This window comes from Brevibacterium sp. FME17 (assembly GCF_014897515.1).
Lineage (GTDB): Bacteria > Actinomycetota > Actinomycetes > Actinomycetales > Brevibacteriaceae > Brevibacterium.
Map to the genome: position 1 here is coordinate 126,158 of NZ_JABUYD010000003.1, position 24,428 is coordinate 150,585.

Sequence of the window (24,428 nt, forward strand, 5' to 3'; positions counted from 1 at the left end):
GTATCCTTATATTTATGACATCACCAACCGACTCCGAGCACCGCCCGGTTCGCCTCACACGCAAGGAGAGTCGCGAGAGAACTCGGCGAGACCTCGTCGCTGCGGCGATCGAACTCTTCGCCGCTCAGGGGGTGTCAGGCTCCCCGCTCAATGCTGTGGCCGAGCACGCGGGGTTCAGCAGGGGTGCAGTGCATGGGAACTTCTCCGGCAAGGACGAGCTTGCCCGCGCCGTGGTCCACTCAGTCTCGAATGACCTCGGCGCACAGCTGGCTGAAGCTCTCTCCCGCGCCGCCTCAAGCAGAACACGGCTGGCAGACTACATCACCACCTCGATGGACTACTCCCGTGCCAAGCCGGCCTCGGCCGCAGCCATCGTCGCCGCCGTCGGCTACCTCAGCCGCAACGGCACCGAGTCCTACGAAGATCGCGCCAGGGACTCCGTCGGCGATCTGATCGCACTGTTCGAGGACGGACAGCGGCTGGGGGAGATGCGGAGGTTCGACCCGCTCACGATGGCACTGGCACTCCGCTCGGTCCTCGACACGGCGGCCGCGAGCCTGAGCAGCAGCAGAGCACCTGTTGGTGCCTCCCGCACAGAAGCCATGACAGCTGAGTTCGTGTCGCTCTTCGACCATGCCACCCGCAGCACCACCAACGCAGCTCCAGAAGGAACACATCTATGATTCGCACCTACCGCACCACGGTCCGAGGCCGCTTCATCGACCTCGATGACTCCCAGCGCACGTCCCTGCGAGAAGCACAGGAGGACCACGATATGTTCGCCGCGCGCTTCACACCGGAGGGGACGTTCCTCTACACACCCGAACTCGTGAACTATCAGCACCGATTTCTGCTCTCCATCGACGAAGCAAATCCCGATGACGCCGATGTGGCGGCGAGCATCCGAGCTCAGGAACTCTCCGAAGCCGACCTCAAGAATCGGGGTCTCGACGGCAGGACCGTCGATGTCTCCCCCGTGTGCGTCGAGGATGTCAAAGTGCGCTCGGGGCCACGCCGATGAATTCTGAGCATCCGACGCTCGAGACCGCGGATGCAGCACCGAACCTGGATGCTGCACTGCTCCTGGCCGGGGCGAAGAGTTCACTGGACACTGTGATCGGCACTGCGCTCTCTCGCGTGGGCCTGTCACTCGACGATCTCCGCCGGCTGCGGATCATCGGCGCGCGCCCGCAGGGACTGACCCGGGAGAATCTCGCCGAGGCGATGGGCGAGACCCGGTCGTCTACGGTGCGTTCCAGCCTTCCTCTGGTCAAGCTCGGCTGGCTTTCACGTTCGGAGTCCGGCGACTTCACCCTCACCGACAGCGGCCGAGTACTCATCGACCAGGCTGAGGGCATTGCCGAGAACGCGGCAAGCCGCTGGTTCACTGACACCGCACTCAGTCCGGCAGAGGTGATCTCGACCCTGACATCGGGTTCCGGTGTCAATGCCGCCGATTCTCGGAGATGACGTGCCCCGGAGGCCCAGAGTGACCGCTTCCCTCACGGCCGACTGATGCGCGGTTGGCGCTCGAGACTTGAGCTCTCCCACGCTGCTGCACCTTCATGCAGAGGAATGCGGCGGCGACCATGGCGACGCCGGCCCCTGCCATCAGGATACCGGTCTCCACCTCGTGCAGAGCGGCGAAGACCGCCACGCCCAGGGCTCCTCCAACGTTGCGCGCAGTGCTTCCAGCACCCGAGGCCAATCCTGGCCTCTGCGGCAGGGCATGCATGGCCGCCGCCACGATCGCAGGCATCAGGATCCCGACACCGATCGCCCACACGACGAGGGCGCACGACAGGAGCCACAGACGTGCCCCCGAGATCGTCAGCCCCATGAGCCCCAGGCCCACTCCAGCCACGATGAGCCCCACTGCGCTTGTCTTCCAGACGCCGAGCCGGTTGCTGATCACCCCTGACAACGCCCCGAAGAACGGCAGCGGCAGCAGGGCAGGCAGTGTGGCCAGCCCTGCCTGGAACGGAGACAGCCCTCGTTCGTCCTGGAAGTACTGGGTAAGGAGGAACAGTGAGCCGAGGACACAGAAGTTCAGCAGTCCCGCAATGACGCAGGCGATGGCGAACCTCGCTCGCATTGGGTGCGAGGACTCGGACGGCCCGGCATCCTCGATCAGGTCACCGCCTCCTCGGCCGAGTCTTCTCGACGGGACCGATGTTCTCGACGGTGAGGACTGCACAAGGATCGGGATGAGCGCCAGCAGAATGACCGGCAGATTCAGCCAGAAGACCGCCCTCCAGTTGCCGACGTCGACGAGCAGTCCTCCCAGCAGAGGCCCGATCGGCAGAGCGATCCCGCCCAGAGCCGCCCAGAGTCCGACGAGCTTGCTTCGCTCGCGCTCGTCCGCGGCCGATTCGGAGAGCATCGCCAGGGTCCCAGCCATCGTTGCGGCAGCCCCCACGCCCTGGAGGGCGCGCGAGGCGACGAGCAGATCGATCGTCGGCGACAGCGAGCAGGCCAGCGAACCGAGGAAGAAGCAGAGGTAACCGAGAACCACGACACGACGGTGGCCCCATCTGTCCCCGATTGCGCCGAACGCGAGCAGCAGCGCTGCCAGGACGAAGGTATAGGCATTGACGACCCCGGCCATCCCCGTCTGACCTGCCTGGAGGTCAGCATTGATCTGCGGCAGCGCAACATTGACCACTGTCACATCGAGGAGAACGAGGAAGTGTCCGGCACACAGGCCGAGGATGAGCATTCTGGGCATCCGTCTCGCCTCATTCATGGGTTCGCTCATCGGTCAGGGACGTCACAGACGCTACCGAGTGCCTCCCCGAGTGTCGAGGTTCCGACGAACCTCACCCACGGTGCCCGTCATAGGGTGAAGTCTTGATCCCACCGTGACAGCACAACGCGGGCGCTGCGCTGAGAAACGGGTGCGCACCCGCGTCTCAGTTCAGCGCCCGCGTCTGGAATCGGTGACGGTCAGCCAGCGACGTAGTACATGCGCTTGTTGACGAACTCGTCCATGCCGTAGGGGCCGAGCTCGCGGCCGAAGCCCGAGCGCTTGGTGCCGCCGAAGGGGATCTCGGCGCCTTCCCCGGCGGGGGTGTTGACGTTCGACATGCCGACCTCGAGGCGCTGGGCGAGCTTCGCGGCACGCTCCTCGTCCTTGGCGAACACCGCGCCGCCGAGGCCGAAGCGCGTGTCGTTGGCCAGCTTGAGGGCCTCATCGTCGCTGGTCACCTTGTACACCGTGGCCACCGGCCCGAAGAGCTCTTCGCGGTAGGCGTCCATGTCAGAGGTGACTCCGGTCAGCACGGCTGGCGAGACGTAAGCCGAGCCGTCCGATGCCAGCTCGCCGCCGACGAGTGTCGCACCCTGCTCGACAGCGCGGTCGAGCTGCTTGCGCAGGTTCTCTGCGGCTCCACGGGAGGACAGCGGCGAGTACTTGCCGTCGCCCGCCTCGGCGGGAGTCCCCTTCGTCCAATCCTGGGCGCGCTTGGTCAGTCCGGTGACGAAGTCGTCGTAGATGTCGTCCATGACGATCATGCGCTTGTTCGCGTTGCAGACCTGGCCGGTGTTGTAGAGACGAGTGCCCCAAGCAGTGTCGACGGCTTCGTCCATATTGTCCGTGTCGAGGACGATGTAGGGATCGGAGCCGCCGAGTTCGAGTACGGCCTTCTTCAGGTGCTTGCCCGCTGTGGCCGCGACGGCCGAACCGGCGCGCTCGGAACCGGTCAGCGAGACGCCTTCGAGCCGATCGTCGGCAATGATGGTCTCGATCTGATCGTGGGTGGCGTAGATGTTGTTGTACACACCTTCAGGAACGCCGGCCTCCTTCATGATCTCGGCGATCTTCGCCGACGAACGAGGGCAGATCTCAGCGTGCTTGAGGATGATCGTGTTGCCGAGGACGAGGTTCGGTGCTGCGAAGCGGGCGACCTGATAATACGGGAAGTTCCACGGCATGATGCCCAGCAGCGCGCCCACGGGGCGGCGCTGGATGAAAGCCTTGCCGCCCGACATCGACTTGATGGGTTCGTCGGCGGCGAAATCCGGTCCGTTGTCCGCGTAGTAGTTGAAGATCTCCTCGCAGAATTCGGCCTCCTCGATGCCTTCCGCGACGGGCTTTCCCATCTCTTCTGCGATGATCTTCGCGAGTTCTTCCTTGTGCTCCCCGAAGAGCGAGGCAACCTTATTGACGATCTTTCCGCGTTCTTCGGTGGTCTTCTCCCGCCAGCTCAGGAAGCCCTGGTGAGCGCCCTCAAGGACCTCCTCGACCTGTGAGTCGGTGGCGTTCTCGAAGCGTTCGACGACTTCGCCCGTGGCCGGATTCTCGACGCGGTAACCGCCTGCAGCACTGCCTACATTGCTCATTCCAGACTCCTTTGACTTGTGTGGCGCCCGGGTGGCGCCGGAAAAGGCGTTTGCCTACCTGATCACCGTCGAAATCGACGGATTGCGTAGGCCCACCTCTCACGCTATCAACACGTGACGTGCGCAACAAGTGAGGGAACCTGGGGGAATCATCAGTTCCACACACAGCCCTGGCGTATTGCTACATTGCTGCGAATTCCGCAGTTTATGCGACGGTTTCCGCGCGAACTACTAGCTCGACGAAACCAGCGTTCGGCCGCACGAGCGATCAGACAGACTGTCGACCGGACGGTCGCTCAGTCAAACCGTCGTGAGGAACCGACCACGTCGCCCGCCTTCCACTGACTCCAGCCCGGCTGACCGACCATGAACGCCTCGATCGTGGACTTGTCCGCGGTGAGATTCGGGTCGTTCTTGAGATAGTGCTTGGTCTCGCGAGAGATGAGACCCGACAAGATGAGTATGCCCAGCAGGTTCGGCAGGGCCATCAGACCGTTCATCACATCGGAGAAGTTCCAGATCGGCTCGAGTTCGGTGGTACAGCCGACGAACACGACGAGTGAGAAGAAGATCCGGAACGGCAGGACACCGCGGCGGCCGACGAGCCTTTCGACATTGCGGTCGCCGTAGTACGACCAACCGAGCAGAGTAGAAAAGGCGAAGAGAACGATGCCCATGGTCACGATCCAATGGCCCCATTGCCCGGGCAGCCCATTGGAGAAGGCCTCTCCGGTCATGAGTGCGGCACTGATCTGTTCCCCGGTCTCGGGGTCGACCTGATTCCAGGTGCCGGTGGCGATGATCGTCAGTCCGGTGAAGCTGACGACGATGATGGTGTCGATGAATGTCTGGGTCATCGAGACCAGCCCCTGGCGGACAGGGTGCGTGGTCTGCGCGGCAGCAGCGGCGATCGGCGCCGAGCCGAGGCCCGACTCATTGGAGAACAGACCACGGGCCACGCCCATCTGCACCACGATGATGATCGCCGACCCCGCGAATCCGCCGACCGCCGAGGTGCCTGTGAAGGCTTCGGTGAAGATCGCAGCGAAGGCGCCGGGCACCTTGTCGATGTTGGCGAGGAGGATGAACAGGGCCCCAAGGACGTAGAAGACGATCATCACCGGCACAAGTCCGGCAGTGACCCGGCCGATGGACTTGATGCCGCCGACGAGCACCACCAGGGTGAGGACGGTGAGGACGGCACCGGTGATCCAGGCGGGGATCGACCAGCTGGATTCGACATTGGCCGCGATCGAGTTGCCCTGGGTCATGTTGCCGATGCCGAAGCAGGCGAAAACGGCGAATACAGCGAACATCAGTCCCAGGACCTTGCCCAACGGCCCCTTGATACCGCGTTCGAGATAGTACTGGGGGCCGCCCGACTTCTCCCCCGCATCATCTGTACCGCGGAAGCGCACCGCCAGGAACCCCTCTGCGTATTTGGTGACCATGCCCAGGAGCCCCGTCATCCACATCCAGAACAGCGCGCCGGGGCCGCCGACGCCGATCGCTGTGGCCACGCCGACGATGTTGCCGGTGCCCACGGTGGCGGCCAGAGCCGTTGTCAGCGCCTGGAATTGGGTGATGTCGCCTTCGGAGCCGGCATCTTTGCGTTTGAGTATCCCCAGGGACAGAGCCGGCAGCAGCTTGGTGAACTGCAGTCCACCCAGACGGATCGTCAGGTACAGGCCTGTCCCCAGCAGCAGGGGGATGAGGAGGAACGGACCCCAGACGAATCCGCTGATCGTGTCGAAAAATTCTGCAACGGCATCCATGACGTCGGTTGTCCTTTCACCATTTGAGTTTGTGTTCAACAGCGAACACAACAGAAGCAGTCGCCTGTGAGTCTAGCGATGATCGGTGGGCAATGACAGAGGCGTCGGACATCGGCGCCCCCACCTTGTCCCCGAACACCGCAGAAGCGCCTCACACGCCAAGCAGATCCAAGGCATGTGAGGCGATCGAGGCCGTGTCGATCCCGTGGATCTCGTAGGCCTCGCTGACAGAGGAGGCCTGACCGAATTCGGTGACACCGAGGTTGCGGGTGCGATCCCCGCGCACACCGGCGAGGAAGGCCAGCGTGTGCGGGTGTCCATCGAGGACGGTCACCAGCGGTGCCGGATGCGCGGCCGGGAAGAGTTCGTCGGCGATCGCCGAGCGCGGCGTCGAGTTCACGCGTGAGCGCTCCTGGACAGCACGGAAGAGCTTCGATGGCGAAGTCAAGCACACGATACCTGCCCGCACCCCCAGCGATTCGAGCCTGGCTGCGGCCTCGATCACCTCGGTCATGATCGCCCCAGCACCCACCAACGTCACCTGGTCCTGGCTGGCCGGATGCGCGCTGAGGCGGTAACCGCCGGCGATGACCTGTTCGCGTCTGCGCTGCCGCAGCAGGGGGTCCCCGGGCACGGCGGCCAAGTCCTGACTCACCGGTCGTGTGGTGAGCCGGAAGTAGGCGGAGTCACCTTCGGGATCGGCGAGTTCGCGCAGCGCTTCGAGCAGCGTCCACTCGAGATCCTGCGCGAACGCCGGCTCCCAGCTGGTCAGGCCAGGAATCTCGAGGGTCACCGAGGGGGTGTTGAACGATTGGTGTGCCCCGCCCTCCGGCGCCAGGCTCACCCCAGAGGGCGTGCCGACCATGATCGAGCGCCCGCCCGCGTAGAGGCTGAACGTCCACGGCTCGAGCGCGCGGTTGATGAATGGATCGTAGATCGTCGCGATCGGCAGCAGCGGCTGTCCCCAGCGGGATCCTGTCGAGCCCAGCTCCCCGGCCAGGGACACGAGGTTGACCTCGGCGATGCCCATTTCGATGTGCTGTCCGCGCGAGCCTTCTTGCCATTTGAGGACCCGTTCCCGATCGTCGGAGAACCAGTCCTCGCGCCCGGCCGGTGACCAGATCCCCGTCTTGTTGATCCACCCGCCGAGGTTGGTCGACGTGGCCACATCGGGTGAGACGGTCACGACCCGGCGGGCAACCTCGGGAGCGACGTGTTTGAGGTCGGAGAGGAAACGACCGAGCGCGGCCTGGGTCGAGATCACGGGCCGCGGGGTGAAGCCCAACTCTGCAGGCACCTCGGCGACGGCATGGGTTTGGTGGCCCTCCCGCTCCAGTGAAGCAGCGGTCTTCGCGCACAGCCGTCCGGCCGAGGTGTCCGGGTCGAAGGTGACCCAGGGATTGTCGAGATCCATCCCCGAGGCGGTCGCGAGGTCGCGCATCTGCGCCTCGGTCAGCTGCGCGGCATGGTTGCCGGGGTGGCCCTCCGTGGCCAGCCCCTTGCCCTTGATCGTGTAGGCGAAGACGACGGTGGGCCGTGCGTCATCGATGGCCTCGAAGGTCTCGACGAGCTGACCCAGATCGTGTCCTCCCAGGTCACGGATGAGGGAGGCGAGGGAATCGGCGTCGAAACGGTCGATCACGGCCCTCAGGGACGAAGCGGCCGCCTCGGCGAGGCCGGCGAGCAGCCGATCATGGACCTCCGTCGGATGGGCGCGCAGGAGCCGCTGGTATTCAGGGTTGGGCATCGACACCAGGCGGTCCTTGAGCGCCTGACCGCCGGGCCCGGCGAACACGGCCTCGAGTCTGCGCCCCCAGGGGCAGGTGAGGACCTGCCAGCCGGCTGCGGCGAACATGCCCTGCAGCCGTTTGATCTGCACGTCGGGGATGACACGGTCGAGGGACTGCCGGTTGAGGTCGACGATCCACACGATTTCGCCCAGCGTGCGCACCTCGGGATCGATGATCGCCTCCCACACCGCGCCCTCGTCCATCTCCGCATCCCCGAGCAGCGAGTAGAAGCGACCCGCGCTCGGGGTCTCCGGGAACCGATCGGAGACATAGCGGTGGGACAGCGCCGCCCAGATCGGTGCGGTCGCGCCGATTCCCACGGACCCGGTCGAGAAATCGACCGTGTCGGGGTCCTTCGTCCGCGACGGATAGGGCTGCAGACCCCCGCGCGATCGCAGCGAGTCAAGGTGCCTCTCCTCGAGATCGCCGAGGAGGTAGTTGATCGCGTGGAGGACCGGCGAGGCGTGCGGCTTGACCGAGACCCGATCGATCGAGCTCAGCTGGGTGAACCACAGCGCGGTCATGATGCCGGTCATCGACGCCGAGGACGACTGATGCCCGCCGACCTTGACGCCGTCGCTGTTGACCCGCCCCCGATTGGCCCGGTCGATGATCGATGTCGCCAGCCACAGCACCCGCTGCGCGATCTCGTCGAGCACCGTGTCCTCCCCCGAGACCGACGCCCGCAGCGGACGGTCATTCGTCCCGGGCGGACTGACCTGCAGGGACGTTTCGAACTGGTGGAGTTCTTCGTCCGGGACCTGGATATGGTCCCGGTCCTGGACGTGATCCGGGTCCGGGGCGCGGTCCGGGTCGAGGTCACTTGAGTGCTGGGCGGCCGGCGTGTTCATCGTCATTGATCCTTCGTTGGCGGGCGGGGTGGTTGACGGCGCGGTCAGAAGATCGAAGCGCGGTCAGAAGATCGAGCTGTAGGCGTTGAGCGCCAGCTGACCGCCGAGGTGGGCGTAGAGCACCGTCGAATCCTTGCCGACCGTACCCTCTCCGACGAGATCGATCAGACCCGCCATCGACTTGCCCTCGTAGACAGGGTCGAGGATGACGCCTTCAAGCTGCGCGGTGGTTCGAATGGCGTTGACGGTGGACTCATCGGGGATGCCGTAGGCGGGACCTTCCCAACCCGAGCGGATGTCGACATCAGCATCGGTGATCTCACGGCCGAGACCGATGAGCTGTGCCGCGTTGTTCGCGATTCGCTTCACCTGGTCGTGGGTCTTCTCCAAGGTCGCGGAGGCGTCGATGCCGATCACCTGGCGTGGGCGTCCCCCGGCGGCTTCGAGGGCCGCGAATCCGGCGATCATTCCCGCGTGGGTCGACCCGGTGACGGTGCAGACGATGATGGTGTCGAAGAAGACGCCCAGTTCCTTCTCCTGTTCGGCGACCTCGTAGGCCCAGTTGACGAACCCGAGGGCGCCGAACTTGTGCTCGGAGGCACCCGCCGGGATCGGGTAGGGCTTGCCGCCTGCGGCCTCGACCTCGGCGATCGCGTGCTCCCAGCTCGAGCGGATGCCGATGTCGAAACCGGCCGAATCCAGATGGACGTCGGCGCCCATGATCCGGGAGAGCTCGATGTTGCCGACCTTGTCATTGACCGGATCGTCCCAATCGACCCAGCGTTCCTGCACGAGTCGGGCCCCCAGCCCGAGGTGGGCGGCGACCGCCGCGACCTGCCGGGTGTGGTTGGACTGGTAGCCGCCGATCGACACGAGGGTGTCGGCCCCGGAGGCGAGAATGTCGGGAACGATGTATTCGAGCTTGCGGGTCTTATTGCCGCCGAAGGCGAGCCCCGAGTTGACGTCTTCACGCTTGGCCCAGACCCTGGCCCCGCCGAGGTGGTCGCCGAGTCGGTCGAGCGTGTGGACCGGGCTCGGCCCGAATGTGAGCGGATAGCGTTCGAAATCAGTGATGGCCATGACGTCCTCTTCGTGTGGTGGGGTGACCTGCCGCAGAGTGTGATCTGGTTCGCACCCTGCAATATGCAATATATTGCATTTCGGCTTCGACTACAATGGGCGCGTGCCTATTCCAGAGAATTCGCCCGCGCCGCATCGCACCCTGCTGCGCGATGACGTCTACCGCTCGATCCGCGATGCCATCGTACGCGGACAGCTCGCGCCCGGTGAGCAGCTGCGTGACCAAGAGCTCGGCGCCTGGCTGCAGGTCTCCCGCACACCCGTGCGCGAGGCCCTTCAGCGCCTGGCCCAAGCCGGACTCGTCGTCGCCCAGCCGGGAAGGATGACCCGGGTCGCACCGGAGAATCCCGAAGCCATCATCAACGCGCGCCAGATCGCGGCCGAGCTTCATGCCCTGGCGATGACACTCGCTTTCGCCGCCCTCACCGAGGCGGACCTCGCAGAGATGGCCGAGGCGAATGAACGGCTGCGCACGGCTCTCGCCAAGGGCGACATCGACGCGGCCATCACCGCCGATGACGACTTCCACGAGGTGGCCCTCGCACGCAGCGAGAATCCGCTCATCCCCGATCACCTCGAGGTCGTCACGGCCACCCTGCGCCGCGCGGAGTATCTGCATTTCGACTCCGTGAAGGGCTCCGCCTCCCCCGAGCAGCACACCGAGATCATCGCCGCGATCCGCCGCGGCGACCAGAGCCGAGCCGTGGAGCTGACCAGGGAGAACTGGTCCGTCCTCACCGGGCAGACCGCTCCCTGAGCGATCCCGTTCGCCACGTAACGACACTCGACATCCGGGCAGCCTGGAATCGCGTGAGTCATATAGTCATCTAATGACCTGTGCTAGAGTCCTGTCCACGATCACCGACGATCAAAGGACTCATGATGCAATCGAGAACGAAATGCACCCTGACCACCATCCTCGCGGCAAGCTCCGCCGCGGTACTCACCTCAAGCCTTCTTGCTTTGGGCCCGGCCTTGGGACCAGCCCAGGCCTCGAACCCGAGTGAGGCAGCCGACACCTCTGCGACGGTCAAGCCCATTCCCTCCGCGGGCTGCGGCACCGAGCAGACTCCGGGCAATGACGAACGGACGATCACCTCGGCGGGTCAGGAGCGGACCTTTCGAATCAACATTCCTCGGGACTACGAGGCATCGACGCCCCTGCCGCTGGTGATCGGGTTCCACGGAAACGGCTCCGATGGCGCCGAGTTCCAGAACTACACGGGCCTGCCCGCACTGCCTGCGATCACCATCTTCCCCGATGGGGCGCTCAAGGACGGCAAGAGATCGTGGCAGGGCGCCCCCTATGCCAGCGGTGCCGACGACGTCCGATTCGTCTCCGATCTGCTCGATTCGATCGAGGACGAGCACTGCATCGATCTCAGCCGTGTCTATGCCACCGGCAAGTCCAACGGCGGCGGCTTCGTCTCGGTGCTGGCCTGCAATCTGCGCGAGCGATTCTCGGCCTTCGGCATCGTCGCCGGAGCCTATTATCCGCAGTCGACGCAGGGCTGCGACTACACGGAGCCGACGCCGATGCTCGCCATCCACGGCACCGGCGACGCGACGATGGACTACGACGGAGGCGAGCGTCAGGGCGAGACCTATCCGGGCGTGCGCGAATGGATCGAACCCTGGGTCGAGGCCTCGAACTGCACGGTGAAGACAGAGCGCGACATCGGCAAGAAGGGCGAGCACGTCCTGCGCACGAGCTGGAAGAAGTGTTCGTCCGGCACGTCGAAGCAGGACGCGAAAGGCTCGCGCACGGGCGATGTCGAGCTCTATTCCGTCACCGACGGCGGGCACGTCTGGCCTGGTGAAGTGGTCTACAGCGGCGGCGGGTACGTGACGAAGAGCTTCTCGGCGACCGACACCCTGTGGGAGTTCTTCAAGAAACACCCCGGACCGACGAGCCGCTGAGGGCCCCGGCCGACGCGGGCGCGCCGAGCCAGCGCAGGCGCACTGAAGCGGCGCAGGCGCGTCGAGCCGGCGCAGTCGCGCCCGCCGGCAGCGGATCGGCACGTGACCGTTGACACACACATATCAAAGTGATTTGATGACTTAAACACTTGAAGGAGAGTGGCATGACATCAACTATCGGACTCGTCGAACGTCTCACTCGCGAAATCGTTCACACGATTCGAACCGAGAATCTTCAGCCCGGCCAGTCGCTGCCCTCGGCGAAGGTCCTCGCCGAACGCTTCGAGGTCACCGTCCCCACCGTCCGCGAGGCGCTGCGCCGGCTCGAAGCCACGGGCTCGGTCGAGCTCATGCACGGCTCGGGAACCTATGTGCGGGAAGCGATCAACCGCCGCATCCTCGACAACCCGCACTATGTGCCCGTCGACCTTGCTGCGGCGATCGAGCTCCTCGATGCCCGCATCGCCATCGAGCCGGGCATCGCCGATCTGGCGGCTCAGGTCCAAGACGTCGAGGCTGTCGCCTCGATGGAGTCTGCACTCGACAATGCTCTGCAGGTCGAGACAGCGGTGCCGGCCGGACACTTCCACGTCGAACTCGCCAGAGCCTCGGGAAACCGTGCCCTGCACGAGATGCTCGTCTCCCTGCTCGCGATCCACTCGCGGACTCAGCAGGCGGCCCGGACCACCTATGACCGACTGCGCGATCACGATGAGCACGCGGACATCCTCGACGCGATCAAACGCGGGGATGGATTCGAAGCCGCACATCGGACCCGCAAGCACCTCGAGGCGATCAAGACCGTCGTCCTCGCAGACTGGACGAACGACGAAGGCTCCGAGGGCACCTCACCGCTGGCCGCCCCACAGAACGGAGCCGAGGGATGACACGACCAACGCCAGGCGAGATCCGACCGGCGATCCACTCCTACGGGGAGCTGACCTCGCTCGAGGTCGAACTTGCCAAGGACAGCGGCAGCCTTCTCATCCTCCCGGTGGGAGCCTGCGAACAGCACGGCGATGGGCTGCCGCTGAGCACGGACAGTATCCGCGCCGACCATGTGGCTCTCACGGTGGCCGAAGAGCTGGCAGGAAGAGCCTTCGTCCTCCCGAGCATCGACTACGGAGTGTCTCCGCACCATAAGTTCCTCCCTGGCACGATCAGCCTCGACCCTCGGACCTTCATCGACATCGTCACCACGGTCGCCGGCAGACTCGCCGATTCGGGATTCGCCAAGATCCTCGTCATCACCGGCCACGGCGGCAACCTGGCAGCACTCGGCGTGGCCCAGCAGGCGCTTCTCGACTCCCATCCGGACCTGGTCTTCGCCTACTCGCCCGTCAGTGCCCTAGCGACGGAGACGACCTCCGCTCTGCCGCGCACCGAGGTCAGCGGCCATTGCGGGGAGTCAGAGACCGCGCAGATCCTCGCCATCGATGACCGCCTCGTCGACTCTCCGCGACTGACGCCCGGGGCCACGACGCTCGATGAGCTCGGCCCCCGGGCACGACTGAGCCGGACCAGGTCGCCATCGAGCGCGGTCACCTTCGACCAGTACGCCGAAAACGGGGTCCTCGGGGATCCCCGTACCGCAACTGCCGAGGCCGGGCGGGACATCCTCGGCGAGATCACCGGCAAGCTCACCGCCTACGCCCGGGAGATGCTGCGCCTATGACAGCAACCACCGCCTGAGCCGACCTGCAGGACTCCCCCTCCCCCGCTCGCAGCCGAGCGCGAGCCAGCCGCTGCAGGGCCACCACGCACCAGACCATCACCTACCGCCAGCCTTCCTTCCCACCACTTTGACCGATGGAGTTCACGGGCATCGCCGAGTCGTGCCTTGTCACTCCTTCACTCACCTGGATTTCAGGAGTAAGACATGGAAACGACCACCACCGACAAACCCACTCAGGAACGACTCCCGGCAGTCATCCGGTTCCTCAATGTCATCGAGAACGTCGGCAACAGACTGCCGCATCCGTTCTGGCTGTTCTGGATCCTCGCAGGGATCCTCGCCGTCCTCAGCCTCGTCCTCTCTGTCATGGGAGTCGGGGTGAACGATCCCGGCAGCGGGGAATGGACCCCGGTGAACAACCTGCTCAGCGGCGACGGGATCGCGATGGCCGTGAGCACCTCGCTCGATGCCTACCAGTCGTTCCCTCCGCTGATCACGATCATGGTCGTCATCATGGGTGTGGCACTGGCCGAGCGCACCGGGCTGCTGTCGACGGCCATGAAGGTCTCGATCGCCCGAGTCCCGGCGTCTCTCGTCGTCTTCACCGTCGCCTTCATGGGAACGGTCTCACACGTCGCCTCGGCTGCGGCCTATGTCATCCTCGTCCCGCTCGGCGGCATGGTGTTCAAGGCGGTCGGGCGGCCCCCCGTCCTCGGCGTCATCGTCGCCTACACCTCGATCGCATCGGGCTACGACGCCAGCCCCATCCCGACGCCGAATGACGCGATCTTCGCGGGAATCACCTCGGCGGCGGCGAACATCATCGATCCCGACTACATTGTGACTCCGATCGGCAACTGGTATTTCAACATCGCCAGCTCCATCCTTCTGGCCATCGTGATCACCATCGTCACCGAACTTGTGCTCACGAAGCGGCAGAACCTCGACGCCGATGAAGACGCCGAGCACGAGGACCTCATCATCAGCGACAAGGAACGTTCGGCTCTCAAGCTCGCGATGGTCGCCGTGTTCGCGATGGTCATCTTCATCGTCGTCCTCGTCGTGCCGGACAATGCGCCGCTGCGCGGGGACGGCCCGATCGGCGAGTCCCCGTTCCTCACCGGCATCGCCTTCATCATCGCCATGCTCTTCGGCGTCGGCGGAATCGTCTACGGCTTCCGCGAGGGCACGGTCGAGAAGTTTGCCGATGTCCCCAAGCTCATGAGCCAGGGCATCGTGTCTATGGCACCAGTCCTTGTTCTCTTCTTCGCGATCGCCCAGTTTCTCGAATACTTCGAGTGGACGAACATCGGCATGCTCGTCTCGGTGTCGACCTCGGAGCTGTTTATGGGACTCGGCCTGCCCACCTGGGTGGTCTTCGTCCTCGTCCTGCTCGTTCTCTCGGTCGTCAATGTCCTCATTACCTCCGGATCTGCGATGTGGGCGATCATGGCCCCGGTCATCGTGCCGATGCTCATGCTCCTCGAGGTTCCGCCCGAGACCTCGCAGGCGATCTTCCGCATCGCCGATTCGGGCTCGACTGCGATCACCCCGATGAGCCCCTACTTCATCCTTGCACTTGGCTTCATGCAGCGCTATCAGAAGTCCGCCGGCATCGGCACACTCGCCTCCCACACCCTGCCGCTTGCGGTGTGCATGACGATCATGTGGAGCCTGCTCTTCTTCCTCTGGTGGGGCCTGGGCATCCCGCTGGGCCCCGATGCACCGGTTCGGTGATCGGCCGAGACCGACGAAGATCACCCAGTTCTGTTCGGCAGGTCCTCGTCGCCAGAAGCCAAGTCAGGCCCCGTCTCCCAGCACTGTGACGTGGTGGGAGACGGGGCCTGAACGATGGGCAGCGTACGAACGCAGCCCGAGGCGGGTCAGGGTTCGACGATCGCCTGGTCGGTGTTCGTGTACTCAATAGAGTCCGCAGTGGAGCCGACCAGCCCCATCGTGACTCGAAGCAACCCGGGCTCCACGTCATCCAGTGGCGGCGGCGTGTCGGTGCCGATCGTCAACGAGGAACCATCCTTCGTCGTCGCGGTGATCGACCCGATGTACACCTCAACGTCTCCCTTGAGCGTCATCGTGTCGGCCTTGGTCACCAGTCCGCCCTCTCCAGCCTGCTCGGGAGGGCTGACCGTGAGCGAGAACCCTTCGATCTTGATCTCATCCGCCGAGATCTTCAGCGCACGGGTGGACCCTCCATCAGCCGTAGGAACTTTCACGATGGCGATTCCGCTGAGTCCCTTGAACGACAGCGACTCAGAACCCATTGCCGCCGGAGTCTTCGTGAAGATCGGTGCGTCGTCATCTTTCTGCGCCTTGACAGGCTCACTCGGCTCTTCGCTCGGCTCTTCACTCGGCTCTTCGGTCGGTTCCTTGGTCGGAATTCCAGATTCGGTGGGATCAGGTGTCGCTGGATCCGTCGGCTCATCTTTCGGAGCAGGCGACTCGCTGGGTCCCGGAGTTGATGGGTCCGTCGGTGATGTCGTCGGGGCACCAGGCGAGCTCGGAACCTTCGGCTTCGAACTCTCTCCGGGTCCGGATGCGTCAGGACTTTCACACCCGGTCTGTGAGTTGCACAGCGGGGCGGCGGGGTCGGCCGTGGCCGCCGCCGTCGCACTGAGCGTCGAAGCGACACTCAGAGCGAGTACCGCAACGAGTGACGCCGTGCGGCGATTGGGCACCTTCATAAATCTCCCTCTTCGCCGACGGAATCCTGGCTTCCCCTCCGCTCAGCCGCTGGCGCCTCGGCGTCCAGTTCCGCTTTACGGGACTTCTTCAGCTTCTTGGCTTTCTTGGCCTTTGGCTCACGTGAACCCATCCAGGCGACCACGAGAACCGAACCGATGCTCGCCAGCAGCATGCCGACGATGAACCCACCGAGGTTCACCCCGATCAGCGAGTAGACCGCAAGAACGAGCGCAATGATTCCGTAGAACACGTGATGCGTCGGCTTGAAGATCGCAAGGGCGCCCAGCACAACGAGCACGATCGGAATGACTGTGGCCTGCAGACCCTCGATTCCGAACTGAATCTGCAGATTCCCCAGATCAAGCTGGCCGGAGAAGAAGAGCTCAACTCCGCCGACCACGACCAGCAGTCCACTGATGAACGGCCGCTGCCGACACCAATGCCGAAAACCGGCGTCCTCCTGGGACCCGTCCCGAGCCGAACCGTCGTTCTCCTGTTCGGAGCGTTCCATCTCGATCGTGTCCTGTTCAGTACCTGTTTCCTGCTCAGCGACGCGACGACTTCGCCGGGACAAGGCGAGCAGGCTGGTCCGCTGTTCATTGGTCTTCTGCACACCTGCCTCCTGTTCACTGAGCTGCTGGGCGCTTGTACCCGCTTCTTTCATCAGAAGCACGTCTCGGTTCCGTCGGTGAGCTTCAACTTCATGTCCTTGAGGGTGAAGACCGATGCCGTGGTGCTCCACGAGTCCTGCTTCAGGTCCTTGATCGACACCGTGTCGGAGTCCTGAGCGAAGTCACCCTTGGAACCCTTTTCCTTGGTGTTGACGTCTGATGCGTCGACGCCGATCCGAATGTTCTTGAACTCAGCATCGCCCCTGAGTCCTGTCATGCCGATCTGCAGGTTCTTCGCAGATGCTGGCTCCTTGCCGCCGCCTGCACTGATGAGGACGCCCACCTTGCCCATCGGTGTCTTCGTGACGGCCGACTGGCAGAGGTCTTTGAGCGTGGCGTCCTTCATGTTGGCGGTCACGACCGAGTGCTCAACGCCCTCGGCGTCCTTTGCGGTGCCGCTGTACTGGGAGAACCCAGTTCCCTCAAGCTGCGAGGACGAAATCTTGAACTGGGTGCCCGAGATGGCGAATGAAACCGGTACGGCACCCTGTGCGACTCCTCCCAGCAGGGCTGCGGAGACGATGCCGGCAGGTATTCCGACAAGGGCGATCCGTCCTGTGTGGGACGAGCCGATCTTGCGAAGACTGTTGAACTTCGGGAACTTCATTGATCCTCCTGTCGACACCGACTGCTATGTCGGAGCCGCTATTGTGACGTAAGTTACTAGCAGGTGTTACCGACGAGTATATCGGTCCTGGACTTCGAGTCAACACTTCGAGACGACTCTCTTTTCAGCCGATGCACACCAAGAGGTCTTGTCTCCCAGGATAAATCCCCACAACCTTTTCCCGCCAGTTCGCGGACCGAAAACTACTGCAAATGTTCTCACCAGGGAAGTTTCCCGGGTCACCGGGATCTGCGACGCGCTCACACCTATTGCGGCCATCGGTTCAGCGACGGGTCAGCCGCTCCTCTTCGTACGCTCCAATTTTTTTGCTCGGAGGGAATCCCGCACCTCACGCAACTTGTCCCGCTTGCGACGACGGCCCGCCTCGGCGGCTTTGATCTGCTCGGCGGTCGGCTCATGGTCACCCATGCCCACCTGCAGTTCGGCGGGCGTGATCTCCCGCATCACTCCGACATCGATGCGCTTGCGCAGGCGCAGGATCTCCAGCCGCAAGATCCTCGACAGGAAGTAGAGTCCCAGAAGGTTGGGGAATGCCATGAGGAAGAAGATCGCATCGGAGAACGCGATGACCGAATCCAGCGACATGGACGCGCCGATGATGACGGCCAGGATCCAGAAGATCTGATAGGCCTTGTCTGCCTTCTTCGAGTTGCCGGTCAGGTATCCCAGGGCCTGCTGACCGTAGTAGCCGTAGGCGAGGATCGTCGAGAATGCGAAGAGGACGACGCAGACCGTCAGCAGAAGCGGGAACCAACCGGCGACGGTCGCGAAGGCCTCCGACGTCAAACCGATTCCGTCTTCGGTCGTCGATCCGTAAAGGCCTGTGGTAATGATTGCCAGTGAGGTCAGGGTGCAGATGATGACGGAGTCGATGAGAGGTTCCCACATCGCTACGAACCCCTCGGTCGCTGGCTTCGTCGTCTTCGACGCGGCATGGGCCATACCGGCCGAGCCGACGCCTGCGGCATTGGAGAACAGGGCACGCTGAATCCCGACGATCGCAACGCCGATGATTCCGCCGGTCACCCCGTCGGGGCTGAAGGCGCCGGTGAACATGAGGGCAAAGGCGTGCGGAATCTCTCCGACGTTCACGGCGAGGATGACGATGACGCTGAAGAAGTAGAGGATCGCCATCAGCGGAGTCAGCTTCGACGTCCATTGCCCGATCTTCTTGATTCCGCCGAGGATGACCAACGCGGTCAGCGCTGCGAACACAACACCGATGAGCCAGGATTTCCCATCGAGGAAGCTGCCCTCACCACCGGAGGCCTTGACGAGGATCGAGGCCGCCTGATTGGCCTGGAACAGATTGCCTGCACCGATCACGCCGATGACTGTGGTGACTGCGTAGAAGACTGCGAGGAACTTACCCAACTTCGGGCGCCCGATTTCAGCCAGCCCGTCACGCAGGTAATACATGGGCCCGCCGGAGACTGTCCCATCAGCATGGACCTTGCGATACTTCACGCCCAAAGTAGCCTCGGCCATCTTCACCGTCATGGCAAAGAAGCCGAACATGATGATCCACAGGGCAGCACCGGGCCCGCCGATCGTGATGGCGACCGCGACACCGGCGATATTACCCAGTCCCACCGTGCCGGAGAGTTCGGTGGCGAGCGCTTGGAAGCTCGAGACCTGCCCGGGGTCGGTCTTGCGGGTGAAGCGTCCGCGGATGATTCCGACTGAGTACTTCAGTCCTGTGACCGGCTGGAATCTCAGATAGATGGTGAGGAAGACGGCTGCTGCCATGAGCCAGACGACGATGAGCGGGATGCCCAGTCCGCCGATGTTGAGTTCGAAGAAGACGATCTCGCTGAAGGTCTGAGCGATCGGACCGAAGAACGACTCGATCGCCTGGTCGACGCCTGCCGCTGTGACGTCTGTACCTGCTGTAATGCCTGTGTCTGCTGTGATGCCCGTGCTTGCTATGACGTCTCCGCCTGCTGATACGTCAACGGATTGGGAAACGGTGGTCATCCGGTCTGCACTGATCGGAGTGGAATCCACGACGGCAATGTCGTGGATCTGGCCAAAATTTTCAATTATAGGTTTCATCTTCACGGGCGCTTGGTTGCGATTCGTCCGGAGGATCGGTCCGGGACCGGCGCCTGAGATCAACCTAGCAAGAACGCCACCGGCTGTCAGCTGACATTCAGCTTTCAACAAACCCTGAGGTCACCGGGGCTCTTCCAGAATTCACTCGCGTCCGCGCAGGAAGTCGACGAAGCTGTGCGCGAGTGCCCGGTTGATCCTGATCAGATCGGAGTCCGCCTCGGCGACTTCGGCCGTGATGGACTCATTGGTTTTGCCCGCAGGCAGTTGGAGGGGATCCGAACTCAGCCACAGCTGAACCTGCGCGGCGTCGGACTCGGGATGGAACTGGGTGCCCCACGCGAATTCGCCGACGCGGTAGCCCTGGATCGGTGCGTCGGATCCCGTCAGCAGGAGTTCGGCACCGCCGGGCAGCTCCATCTCCTCCTGGTGGAAGAGGACCGCCGGAATCGTCTCCCCCGCGATGGCGGAGAACACGGGATCTGCTTCTCCCGCCGAGGTGGTGTGCAGGTCGTAGATCCCGATCTGCGGGTGCTCACGGCGGATGATCTTCGCCGAGGTGGCAGCGGCCAAGAGCTCACCGCCGAGGCAGATGTTGAAGCTCGGGAACTCCCCGGCCGCCGATCGCCGCAACAGGTCCCTGACCTCGGGCAGCCATGGATTGACCGTGTCCTCGAGTGGCCCGGCAGACCCACCGAGAACGAGAAGAGCGGCATAGCCGTCCAGAGCGGTAGGAATCTCATCGCCGAGGTAGGGGCGAAGGACAACCACCTCGGCGCCGGCCTCGGTCAGCCATTCGCCGAATCTCTTCGGTCCCGCGCCGGCCTCATGTTCGATGACCAGGATCCTCATATCGCTCATGCCGACCATTGTCACTGATGTCGAACACGAACGTCGACATAGTCTTGAACCTAACACGGGGTTGTGTCTGACAGAGGGTTGAATCTGACACTGTGGCAGGTGAGTCAATGGCAATGACGACACGAACAGCTCAAGAATCTGAGTGATGCGGAGGGCAACTCATGAAGATCGGTGAATTCGCCCGGCTCGGCCAGGTCTCCGTCCGGATGCTCCGGCACTACGAGACACTTGGCCTGCTGCAGCCGTACGAGGTCGACCACTTCAGCGGCCATCGCAGTTATTCGGTGGCTCAGCTGACCCGATTGAACCGAATCATGGCGCTGAATTCTCTGGGCATCCCGCTCAGGAAAGTCGCCGAGTTCCTCGATTCGGGCCTCAGCACACCCGAGCTCGTCGACATGCTCGAGTTGCGTCGTCACCAGCTGCTGGCCGAACAGTCGGCCGCGGCAGCCTCATTGGCCGACGTCGAGTTTCGACTGGCCCTCATCGAAAGGACGACCATGGACCACCCGGACTGCATCATCAAGGAGCTTCCAGCAGAGAGGATCGTCGGCACGACGGTCATGCTCGGTGAGCCACCGTTCGACACCTCGGAGATTGGGCCGCGCTTCGGCAGAGCCGCCCAACAGATTGCGAGCGCCGGAGGAGATCCGGACATCGGAATCGGCCTCTACGCCGACACCGAAGCAGGAACCGAAGTCACGTGCGGCTACCGTGCGACCGCGTCCGACGGTCAGAACAGCGCCTCGCTACACGCTGTTGAACTCCACGCTGATGACCTCCGCGTCACCGAGCTGCCGTCGTGCACTGCGGGCACACTCATTCACGAAGGGTCGATGAGTCGGATCGGCGCGAGCTGGCAGCACCTCTCGGAGTGGTGCGTTACTCAGGGATACTCTCTCATCGGTCCGTGCCGAGAGGTCTACTTGGAAGTCGGCGACGACAGTGCCGACTCCAGCAACAGCGACTCAGACCGCTCCGGCTGGGTGGTCGAACTTCAGCAGCCGATCACGAGCTGAATCGCGCGCCCTCGACGAGCCGCAGGCTGTCGATGAATCGTAGAGCGTCGATGAGTCGCGCGCCTTCGACGAATCGCAGAGTGTCGAACAGGGGCCCGCCCCGAACGATGACGTCGTTCGGTGCGGGCCCCTGAGCCACCTCGGCGGCGGTGATCAGTTGATCGGGCTTGGCCTGCTGCTGGTCGTGATCAGTAGGTGACGATCCTTTGCTGGTCGTGATCAGTAGGTGATCGACGGTGCGACCGGATCGGTTCCGGTGACCTTATTGGAACCGGTGACGATCGCCTTCCGCAGTGACAGGAACAGAAGGACCATGCCCACGGAGAGCGCGATGTGGCCGAGTCCGGCGATGCCCGCGATCATGGCGTTGGATTCCTGGCCGAGGACAGTCAGCGATCCATGCCAAACCATCATGCCGACAGTGAGGATGATGCCCACGTTGTAGGTCCAGAAGAACCAGGAGAACATCTTCGTGCCCGAGAGCCCGAAGACCTTGTCGAGGACGAGGACGATGAGCAGGACGATGAAGCCGAGCGTCAGCAGGTGCGTGTGAACCACGCTCAGTTGGGTGAAGTCTCCTTCAGGGAAGTCGTTGGCTTTGGTGAACTCACGGTAGAACAGGCCGGCGAGGACACCGATGATCATGTATGCGAATGCCGCGTTGAATATTTTCTTCATGCTTATACTTCATCAAGATTCGGCCCCAGTATCCTGACCCAGAGGATTGAACTCTATTCCCAACTTTTGATTGATGTTCGTCCTCACACGGTCAAAATCCCTTGATTCGCGGAGAACCAGCGTGTTCGGAGGCTAGCCTGAAGTCATGGCCTTCGAAAATGTGTTCGCAAAGATCGACCATATCGCGGGTGGCAGCAAGGCCGGGCTCATCGTTCCGGCCGAAGGTCTTACTCACCCGAAGACGAAGCGCGCGTTCGCGTGGATCACGGGGCTGCTCATCTTCGAGTTGGTCCTCGGGTTCGGTGCCGTCGTCTTCGCCATCATCATCGCTCGCGCCGGCGAACCTGTGCCGTTCGCGGTCTGGATGCGCACCGTCGTCGTCCTCGGCATGACCGCGACACTGTTCTACTTCTTCTGGCGCTCAACAAAGGGCTTCTACTGGGGCTACCAGCGGCTGCGCCTGTTTGCCCAGATCTTCCCGGTGATCACCCTGGTCATGGCCGCCATCCCCGGCCTCTATCCCGTGTGGATGATCACCGAGCAGATCGTCTTCAGCCTCATCATGATCGGCGTCGGCGACTTCCTCACCAGCGATCACATGCGCGAGGTATTCCGGAAACCCGAGAACTGAGCCTGGGCTTAGGTACGGCTGGGTTGGACTCAGGTAGGGCTGGACTCAGGTAGGGCTGGACTCAGCTCGGGGACTGCAGCTCAGCCAGCCACGAGCTTCCGGGCCTCTTCCTGGTGGGCTGCGATGAGTGCTTCCTTGTCCAGCTGTACACCGTTGCTGCCGATGGCATTGCCGTCGAGGACGCGCCAGTGGCCGGCGACCATGACCCGATCCGCCTTCTCCGCCCCACAGAGAACGAGCGCAGGAATCGGGTCGTGTGAGCCGGAGAAGGCCAGTCCGTCGAGGCGGAACATCGCCAGATCCGCTTGCTTGCCGACCTCGATGCGACCGATGTCATCACGGCCCAGCGCCGCAGCGGATCCACGGGTGGCCCAGTCGAGGACGCGAGCGCAGGTGACGTCTTCCGAGCCGTAGCGCAGACGCTGAATGTACAGGGCCTGGCGGACCTCACGAATAAGATTCGAGGCATCGTTCGACGCCGAACCATCGACCCCGAGGCCCACGTTGACGCCCGCATCCTCGAGTTCAACGGCCCGAGCGATTCCCGAGGCCAGTCGCATGTTCGAGGTCGGGCAATGTGCCACGGAGGCACCGGCCTCGCCGAGGCGGGTGATCTCATCACTGTCGAAGTGCACACCGTGGGCCAGCCAGGATCGATCGGTGAGCCAACCCACCGACTCGAGGTAGTCGACGGTGCGCAGTCCGAATCGTTCCCGGCAGAACTCCTCCTCGTCGAGGGTCTCCGCCAAGTGAGTATGAAGCCGGACGTCGAGCTCCTCGGCAAGGATCGCGCTATCGCGCATGAGTTCGGTGGTCACGGAGAAGGGCGAGCATGGGGCGAAGCCGATCTGGATCTGCGCCCCGGCGCCGCGTTCGTGATAGGCCTCGACGAGGCGGCGGGAATCGGCGAGGATCACGTCCGCATCCTGCACGGTCTGCTGCGGCGGCAGTCCGCCATCCTTCTCTCCCAGGGACATCGATCCGCGGGTGAGCATGGCGCGCATGCCGAGCATTCTGGTCACGTCGACCTGAATGTCGATCGCCTCATCCATGCCGGTCGGGAACAGGTAGTGGTGGTCGGCGGCTGTCGTGCATCCCGATTCAAGCAGTTCCGCCATGGCCACCGTGGTGGCCAGCTCGAGGGCCTTCGGTGTCAGACGGGCCCACACCGGGTAGAGATTGGTCAGCCAACCGAAGAGCGGCAAATCCGCCACGGGAGCCCAGGCCCGAGTCAAGGTCTGGTAGAAGTGATGATGGGTGTTGATGAGTCCCGGAGTGATCACGTGCGCACTCGCATCGACCACCTCGGCGACGGACTGCGCTCCCCCACTGGGCTCACCACCTGCGGGAACAAGCTCGACAATCGTTCCGGACGTCGTGTCCACGACGATTCCGCCCGAGGCCTGAGCCGGATCGATTCCGCGGCCGAGGTGGACGGCCATAGGATTGCGCAGCCACATTGTGGAGCCTGCCGAGGTATTGGCTACCCGGGTGCGAGCTGCTGGAGTTGGGGTGTTGGCTGCTGGAGTTTCGATTCCCGTGTTCATGGTGCCGCCTTTCAGTGCTGAATCGGTCAAATCATCAGTTCGACCGTTGTGCGGCGACACGACTGGGGGCGAATCGCCGCCAGCTCAGGTTTCTCGGCGTCTGCTGCTCCGCCGTCCGGTGTGATGGTGCGGGTCGCAGGATGCGAGTGCTTTCCGCACTCGCAGCAATACCGCGCTATACCGCTTACCTTCGGGTAATGCACCTCAGG

22 protein-coding genes are annotated in these 24,428 nt (G+C 63.5%); 10 read left to right on the forward strand and 12 right to left on the reverse strand.

The features are described from left to right. The first annotated feature begins 14 nt into the window (after window positions 1-14). The 3 genes from INT40_RS04220 to INT40_RS04230 are packed head-to-tail and all read left to right on the forward strand — an operon-like array spanning window position 15 to window position 1,470. On the forward strand, window positions 15-683 hold the full coding sequence (locus INT40_RS04220; RefSeq protein WP_193070911.1) for a TetR/AcrR family transcriptional regulator: 669 nt from the start codon (window positions 15-17) through the stop codon (window positions 681-683). Next, window positions 680-1,021, forward strand: a complete 342-nt coding sequence (locus INT40_RS04225) for a DUF6204 family protein (protein ID WP_101570040.1) — start codon at window positions 680-682, stop codon at window positions 1,019-1,021. Before INT40_RS04220 ends, INT40_RS04225 begins: the two co-directional genes overlap by 4 nt. Beyond that, window positions 1,018-1,470: a hypothetical protein gene (locus INT40_RS04230; protein ID WP_101570039.1), complete on the forward strand. Its 453-nt coding sequence runs from the start codon at window positions 1,018-1,020 to the stop codon at window positions 1,468-1,470. The genes INT40_RS04225 and INT40_RS04230 overlap by 4 nt, the downstream gene beginning before the upstream one ends. Here the strand turns inward: INT40_RS04230 and INT40_RS04235 are convergent. From INT40_RS04235 to INT40_RS04255, 5 genes are all read right to left on the reverse strand, one after another. Next, window positions 1,445-2,746: an MFS transporter gene (locus tag INT40_RS04235; RefSeq protein ID WP_226830798.1), complete on the reverse strand. Its 1,302-nt coding sequence runs from the start codon at window positions 2,744-2,746 to the stop codon at window positions 1,445-1,447. The two genes, INT40_RS04230 and INT40_RS04235, sit on opposite strands and share 26 nt — an antisense overlap. Window positions 2,747-2,946: 200 nt before the next feature. Continuing rightward, a complete protein-coding gene (locus INT40_RS04240; protein ID WP_193070912.1) occupies window positions 2,947-4,341 on the reverse strand; it encodes an NAD-dependent succinate-semialdehyde dehydrogenase in 1,395 nt (464 codons plus the stop codon). A 296-nt stretch (window positions 4,342-4,637) separates the two neighbouring features. Next, the gene (locus tag INT40_RS04245; protein ID WP_193070913.1) at window positions 4,638-6,116 is read right to left on the reverse strand and encodes an alanine/glycine:cation symporter family protein; all 1,479 of its coding nucleotides are present in this window, start codon (window positions 6,114-6,116) and stop codon (window positions 4,638-4,640) included. A gap of 151 nt (window positions 6,117-6,267) precedes the next feature. Beyond that, window positions 6,268-8,763 (reverse strand): transketolase-like TK C-terminal-containing protein, encoded by a 2,496-nt coding sequence (locus tag INT40_RS04250; protein ID WP_226830799.1) that lies wholly within the window; start codon window positions 8,761-8,763, stop codon window positions 6,268-6,270. A 57-nt stretch (window positions 8,764-8,820) separates the two neighbouring features. Then, window positions 8,821-9,837 (reverse strand): 1-aminocyclopropane-1-carboxylate deaminase, encoded by a 1,017-nt coding sequence (locus tag INT40_RS04255; protein ID WP_101570035.1) that lies wholly within the window; start codon window positions 9,835-9,837, stop codon window positions 8,821-8,823. Window positions 9,838-9,940: 103 nt separating this feature from the next. Here INT40_RS04255 and INT40_RS04260 point away from each other — a divergent pair, with 103 nt between their 5' ends. The 5 genes from INT40_RS04260 (at window position 9,941) to INT40_RS04280 (ending at window position 15,169) form a co-directional block, all read left to right on the forward strand. Beyond that, window positions 9,941-10,594 carry a GntR family transcriptional regulator gene (locus INT40_RS04260; protein WP_101570204.1) on the forward strand — a complete coding sequence of 218 codons (654 nt, stop codon included), beginning with the start codon at window positions 9,941-9,943 and terminating at the stop codon, window positions 10,592-10,594. Window positions 10,595-10,716: 122 nt separating this feature from the next. Further along, window positions 10,717-11,757: an alpha/beta hydrolase family esterase gene (locus tag INT40_RS04265; RefSeq protein WP_193070914.1), complete on the forward strand. Its 1,041-nt coding sequence runs from the start codon at window positions 10,717-10,719 to the stop codon at window positions 11,755-11,757. Window positions 11,758-11,921: 164 nt separating this feature from the next. Further along, entirely contained in the window at window positions 11,922-12,644 is a 723-nt protein-coding gene (locus INT40_RS04270; RefSeq protein WP_101570033.1) for a FadR/GntR family transcriptional regulator, read from the forward strand. Next, window positions 12,641-13,432 (forward strand): creatininase family protein, encoded by a 792-nt coding sequence (locus INT40_RS04275; protein ID WP_193070915.1) that lies wholly within the window; start codon window positions 12,641-12,643, stop codon window positions 13,430-13,432. Before INT40_RS04270 ends, INT40_RS04275 begins: the two co-directional genes overlap by 4 nt. A gap of 204 nt (window positions 13,433-13,636) precedes the next feature. Further along, window positions 13,637-15,169, forward strand: a complete 1,533-nt coding sequence (locus INT40_RS04280) for an AbgT family transporter (RefSeq protein WP_193095574.1) — start codon at window positions 13,637-13,639, stop codon at window positions 15,167-15,169. A gap of 146 nt (window positions 15,170-15,315) precedes the next feature. Here the strand turns inward: INT40_RS04280 and INT40_RS04285 are convergent, their stop codons facing one another. The 5 genes from INT40_RS04285 to INT40_RS04305 all read right to left on the reverse strand — a co-directional run bounded on the left by INT40_RS04285 (window position 15,316) and on the right by INT40_RS04305 (window position 20,344). After that, window positions 15,316-16,131 (reverse strand): hypothetical protein, encoded by an 816-nt coding sequence (locus INT40_RS04285; protein WP_193095575.1) that lies wholly within the window; start codon window positions 16,129-16,131, stop codon window positions 15,316-15,318. Further along, entirely contained in the window at window positions 16,128-16,796 is a 669-nt protein-coding gene (locus tag INT40_RS04290; RefSeq protein ID WP_226830828.1) for a DUF6114 domain-containing protein, read from the reverse strand. The genes INT40_RS04285 and INT40_RS04290 overlap by 4 nt, the downstream gene beginning before the upstream one ends. Next, window positions 16,796-17,410: a DUF6230 family protein gene (locus INT40_RS04295; RefSeq protein ID WP_101570029.1), complete on the reverse strand. Its 615-nt coding sequence runs from the start codon at window positions 17,408-17,410 to the stop codon at window positions 16,796-16,798. The genes INT40_RS04290 and INT40_RS04295 overlap by 1 nt, the downstream gene beginning before the upstream one ends. Window positions 17,411-17,704: 294 nt before the next feature. After that, complete coding sequence (locus INT40_RS04300) at window positions 17,705-19,486, reverse strand: alanine/glycine:cation symporter family protein (RefSeq protein WP_226830829.1); 1,782 nt, start codon at window positions 19,484-19,486, stop codon at window positions 17,705-17,707. Window positions 19,487-19,627: 141 nt separating this feature from the next. After that, window positions 19,628-20,344: a type 1 glutamine amidotransferase gene (locus INT40_RS04305; RefSeq protein WP_193070918.1), complete on the reverse strand. Its 717-nt coding sequence runs from the start codon at window positions 20,342-20,344 to the stop codon at window positions 19,628-19,630. A gap of 161 nt (window positions 20,345-20,505) precedes the next feature. Between INT40_RS04305 and INT40_RS04310 the strand changes: the two genes are divergently transcribed. After that, the gene (locus INT40_RS04310) at window positions 20,506-21,363 is read left to right on the forward strand and encodes a MerR family transcriptional regulator (RefSeq protein ID WP_193095577.1); all 858 of its coding nucleotides are present in this window, start codon (window positions 20,506-20,508) and stop codon (window positions 21,361-21,363) included. 219 nt (window positions 21,364-21,582) lie between these two features. Here INT40_RS04310 and INT40_RS04315 read toward each other — a convergent pair whose 3' ends face one another. After that, window positions 21,583-22,041, reverse strand: coding sequence for a DUF2871 domain-containing protein (locus INT40_RS04315; RefSeq protein ID WP_193095578.1), 459 nt, complete (start codon window positions 22,039-22,041; stop codon window positions 21,583-21,585). A 145-nt stretch (window positions 22,042-22,186) separates the two neighbouring features. Here INT40_RS04315 and INT40_RS04320 point away from each other — a divergent pair, with 145 nt between their 5' ends. Then, the gene (locus INT40_RS04320; RefSeq protein ID WP_193095579.1) at window positions 22,187-22,672 is read left to right on the forward strand and encodes a hypothetical protein; all 486 of its coding nucleotides are present in this window, start codon (window positions 22,187-22,189) and stop codon (window positions 22,670-22,672) included. An 80-nt stretch (window positions 22,673-22,752) separates the two neighbouring features. Here INT40_RS04320 and INT40_RS04325 read toward each other — a convergent pair whose 3' ends face one another. Next, window positions 22,753-24,132: an 8-oxoguanine deaminase gene (locus INT40_RS04325; RefSeq protein ID WP_193095684.1), complete on the reverse strand. Its 1,380-nt coding sequence runs from the start codon at window positions 24,130-24,132 to the stop codon at window positions 22,753-22,755. Between the last annotated feature and the right edge of the window lie 296 nt (window positions 24,133-24,428).

Excerpts from the sequence above, each read along its gene's own strand:
- INT40_RS04225 (WP_101570040.1), top strand. The coding sequence starts at position 680 with ATGATTCGCACCTACCGCACCACGGTCCGAGGCCGCTTCATCGACCTC.
- INT40_RS04295 (WP_101570029.1), bottom strand. The coding sequence starts at position 17,410 with ATGAAGTTCCCGAAGTTCAACAGTCTTCGCAAGATCGGCTCGTCCCAC.
- INT40_RS04255 (WP_101570035.1), bottom strand. The coding sequence starts at position 9,837 with ATGGCCATCACTGATTTCGAACGCTATCCGCTCACATTCGGGCCGAGC.
- INT40_RS04315 (WP_193095578.1), bottom strand. The coding sequence starts at position 22,041 with ATGAAGAAAATATTCAACGCGGCATTCGCATACATGATCATCGGTGTC.
- INT40_RS04270 (WP_101570033.1), top strand. The coding sequence starts at position 11,922 with ATGACATCAACTATCGGACTCGTCGAACGTCTCACTCGCGAAATCGTT.
- INT40_RS04240 (WP_193070912.1), bottom strand. The coding sequence starts at position 4,341 with ATGAGCAATGTAGGCAGTGCTGCAGGCGGTTACCGCGTCGAGAATCCG.
- INT40_RS04305 (WP_193070918.1), bottom strand. The coding sequence starts at position 20,344 with ATGAGCGATATGAGGATCCTGGTCATCGAACATGAGGCCGGCGCGGGA.
- INT40_RS04235 (WP_226830798.1), bottom strand. The coding sequence starts at position 2,746 with ATGAATGAGGCGAGACGGATGCCCAGAATGCTCATCCTCGGCCTGTGT.
- INT40_RS04310 (WP_193095577.1), top strand. The coding sequence starts at position 20,506 with ATGAAGATCGGTGAATTCGCCCGGCTCGGCCAGGTCTCCGTCCGGATG.
- INT40_RS04290 (WP_226830828.1), bottom strand. The coding sequence starts at position 16,796 with ATGAAAGAAGCGGGTACAAGCGCCCAGCAGCTCAGTGAACAGGAGGCA.
- INT40_RS04275 (WP_193070915.1), top strand. The coding sequence starts at position 12,641 with ATGACACGACCAACGCCAGGCGAGATCCGACCGGCGATCCACTCCTAC.
- INT40_RS04230 (WP_101570039.1), top strand. The coding sequence starts at position 1,018 with ATGAATTCTGAGCATCCGACGCTCGAGACCGCGGATGCAGCACCGAAC.
- INT40_RS04265 (WP_193070914.1), top strand. The coding sequence starts at position 10,717 with ATGATGCAATCGAGAACGAAATGCACCCTGACCACCATCCTCGCGGCA.
- INT40_RS04300 (WP_226830829.1), bottom strand. The coding sequence starts at position 19,486 with ATGAAACCTATAATTGAAAATTTTGGCCAGATCCACGACATTGCCGTC.
- INT40_RS04285 (WP_193095575.1), bottom strand. The coding sequence starts at position 16,131 with ATGAAGGTGCCCAATCGCCGCACGGCGTCACTCGTTGCGGTACTCGCT.
- INT40_RS04250 (WP_226830799.1), bottom strand. The coding sequence starts at position 8,763 with ATGACGATGAACACGCCGGCCGCCCAGCACTCAAGTGACCTCGACCCG.
- INT40_RS04325 (WP_193095684.1), bottom strand. The coding sequence starts at position 24,132 with ATGTGGCTGCGCAATCCTATGGCCGTCCACCTCGGCCGCGGAATCGAT.
- INT40_RS04320 (WP_193095579.1), top strand. The coding sequence starts at position 22,187 with ATGGCCTTCGAAAATGTGTTCGCAAAGATCGACCATATCGCGGGTGGC.
- INT40_RS04220 (WP_193070911.1), top strand. The coding sequence starts at position 15 with ATGACATCACCAACCGACTCCGAGCACCGCCCGGTTCGCCTCACACGC.
- INT40_RS04245 (WP_193070913.1), bottom strand. The coding sequence starts at position 6,116 with ATGGATGCCGTTGCAGAATTTTTCGACACGATCAGCGGATTCGTCTGG.
- INT40_RS04280 (WP_193095574.1), top strand. The coding sequence starts at position 13,637 with ATGGAAACGACCACCACCGACAAACCCACTCAGGAACGACTCCCGGCA.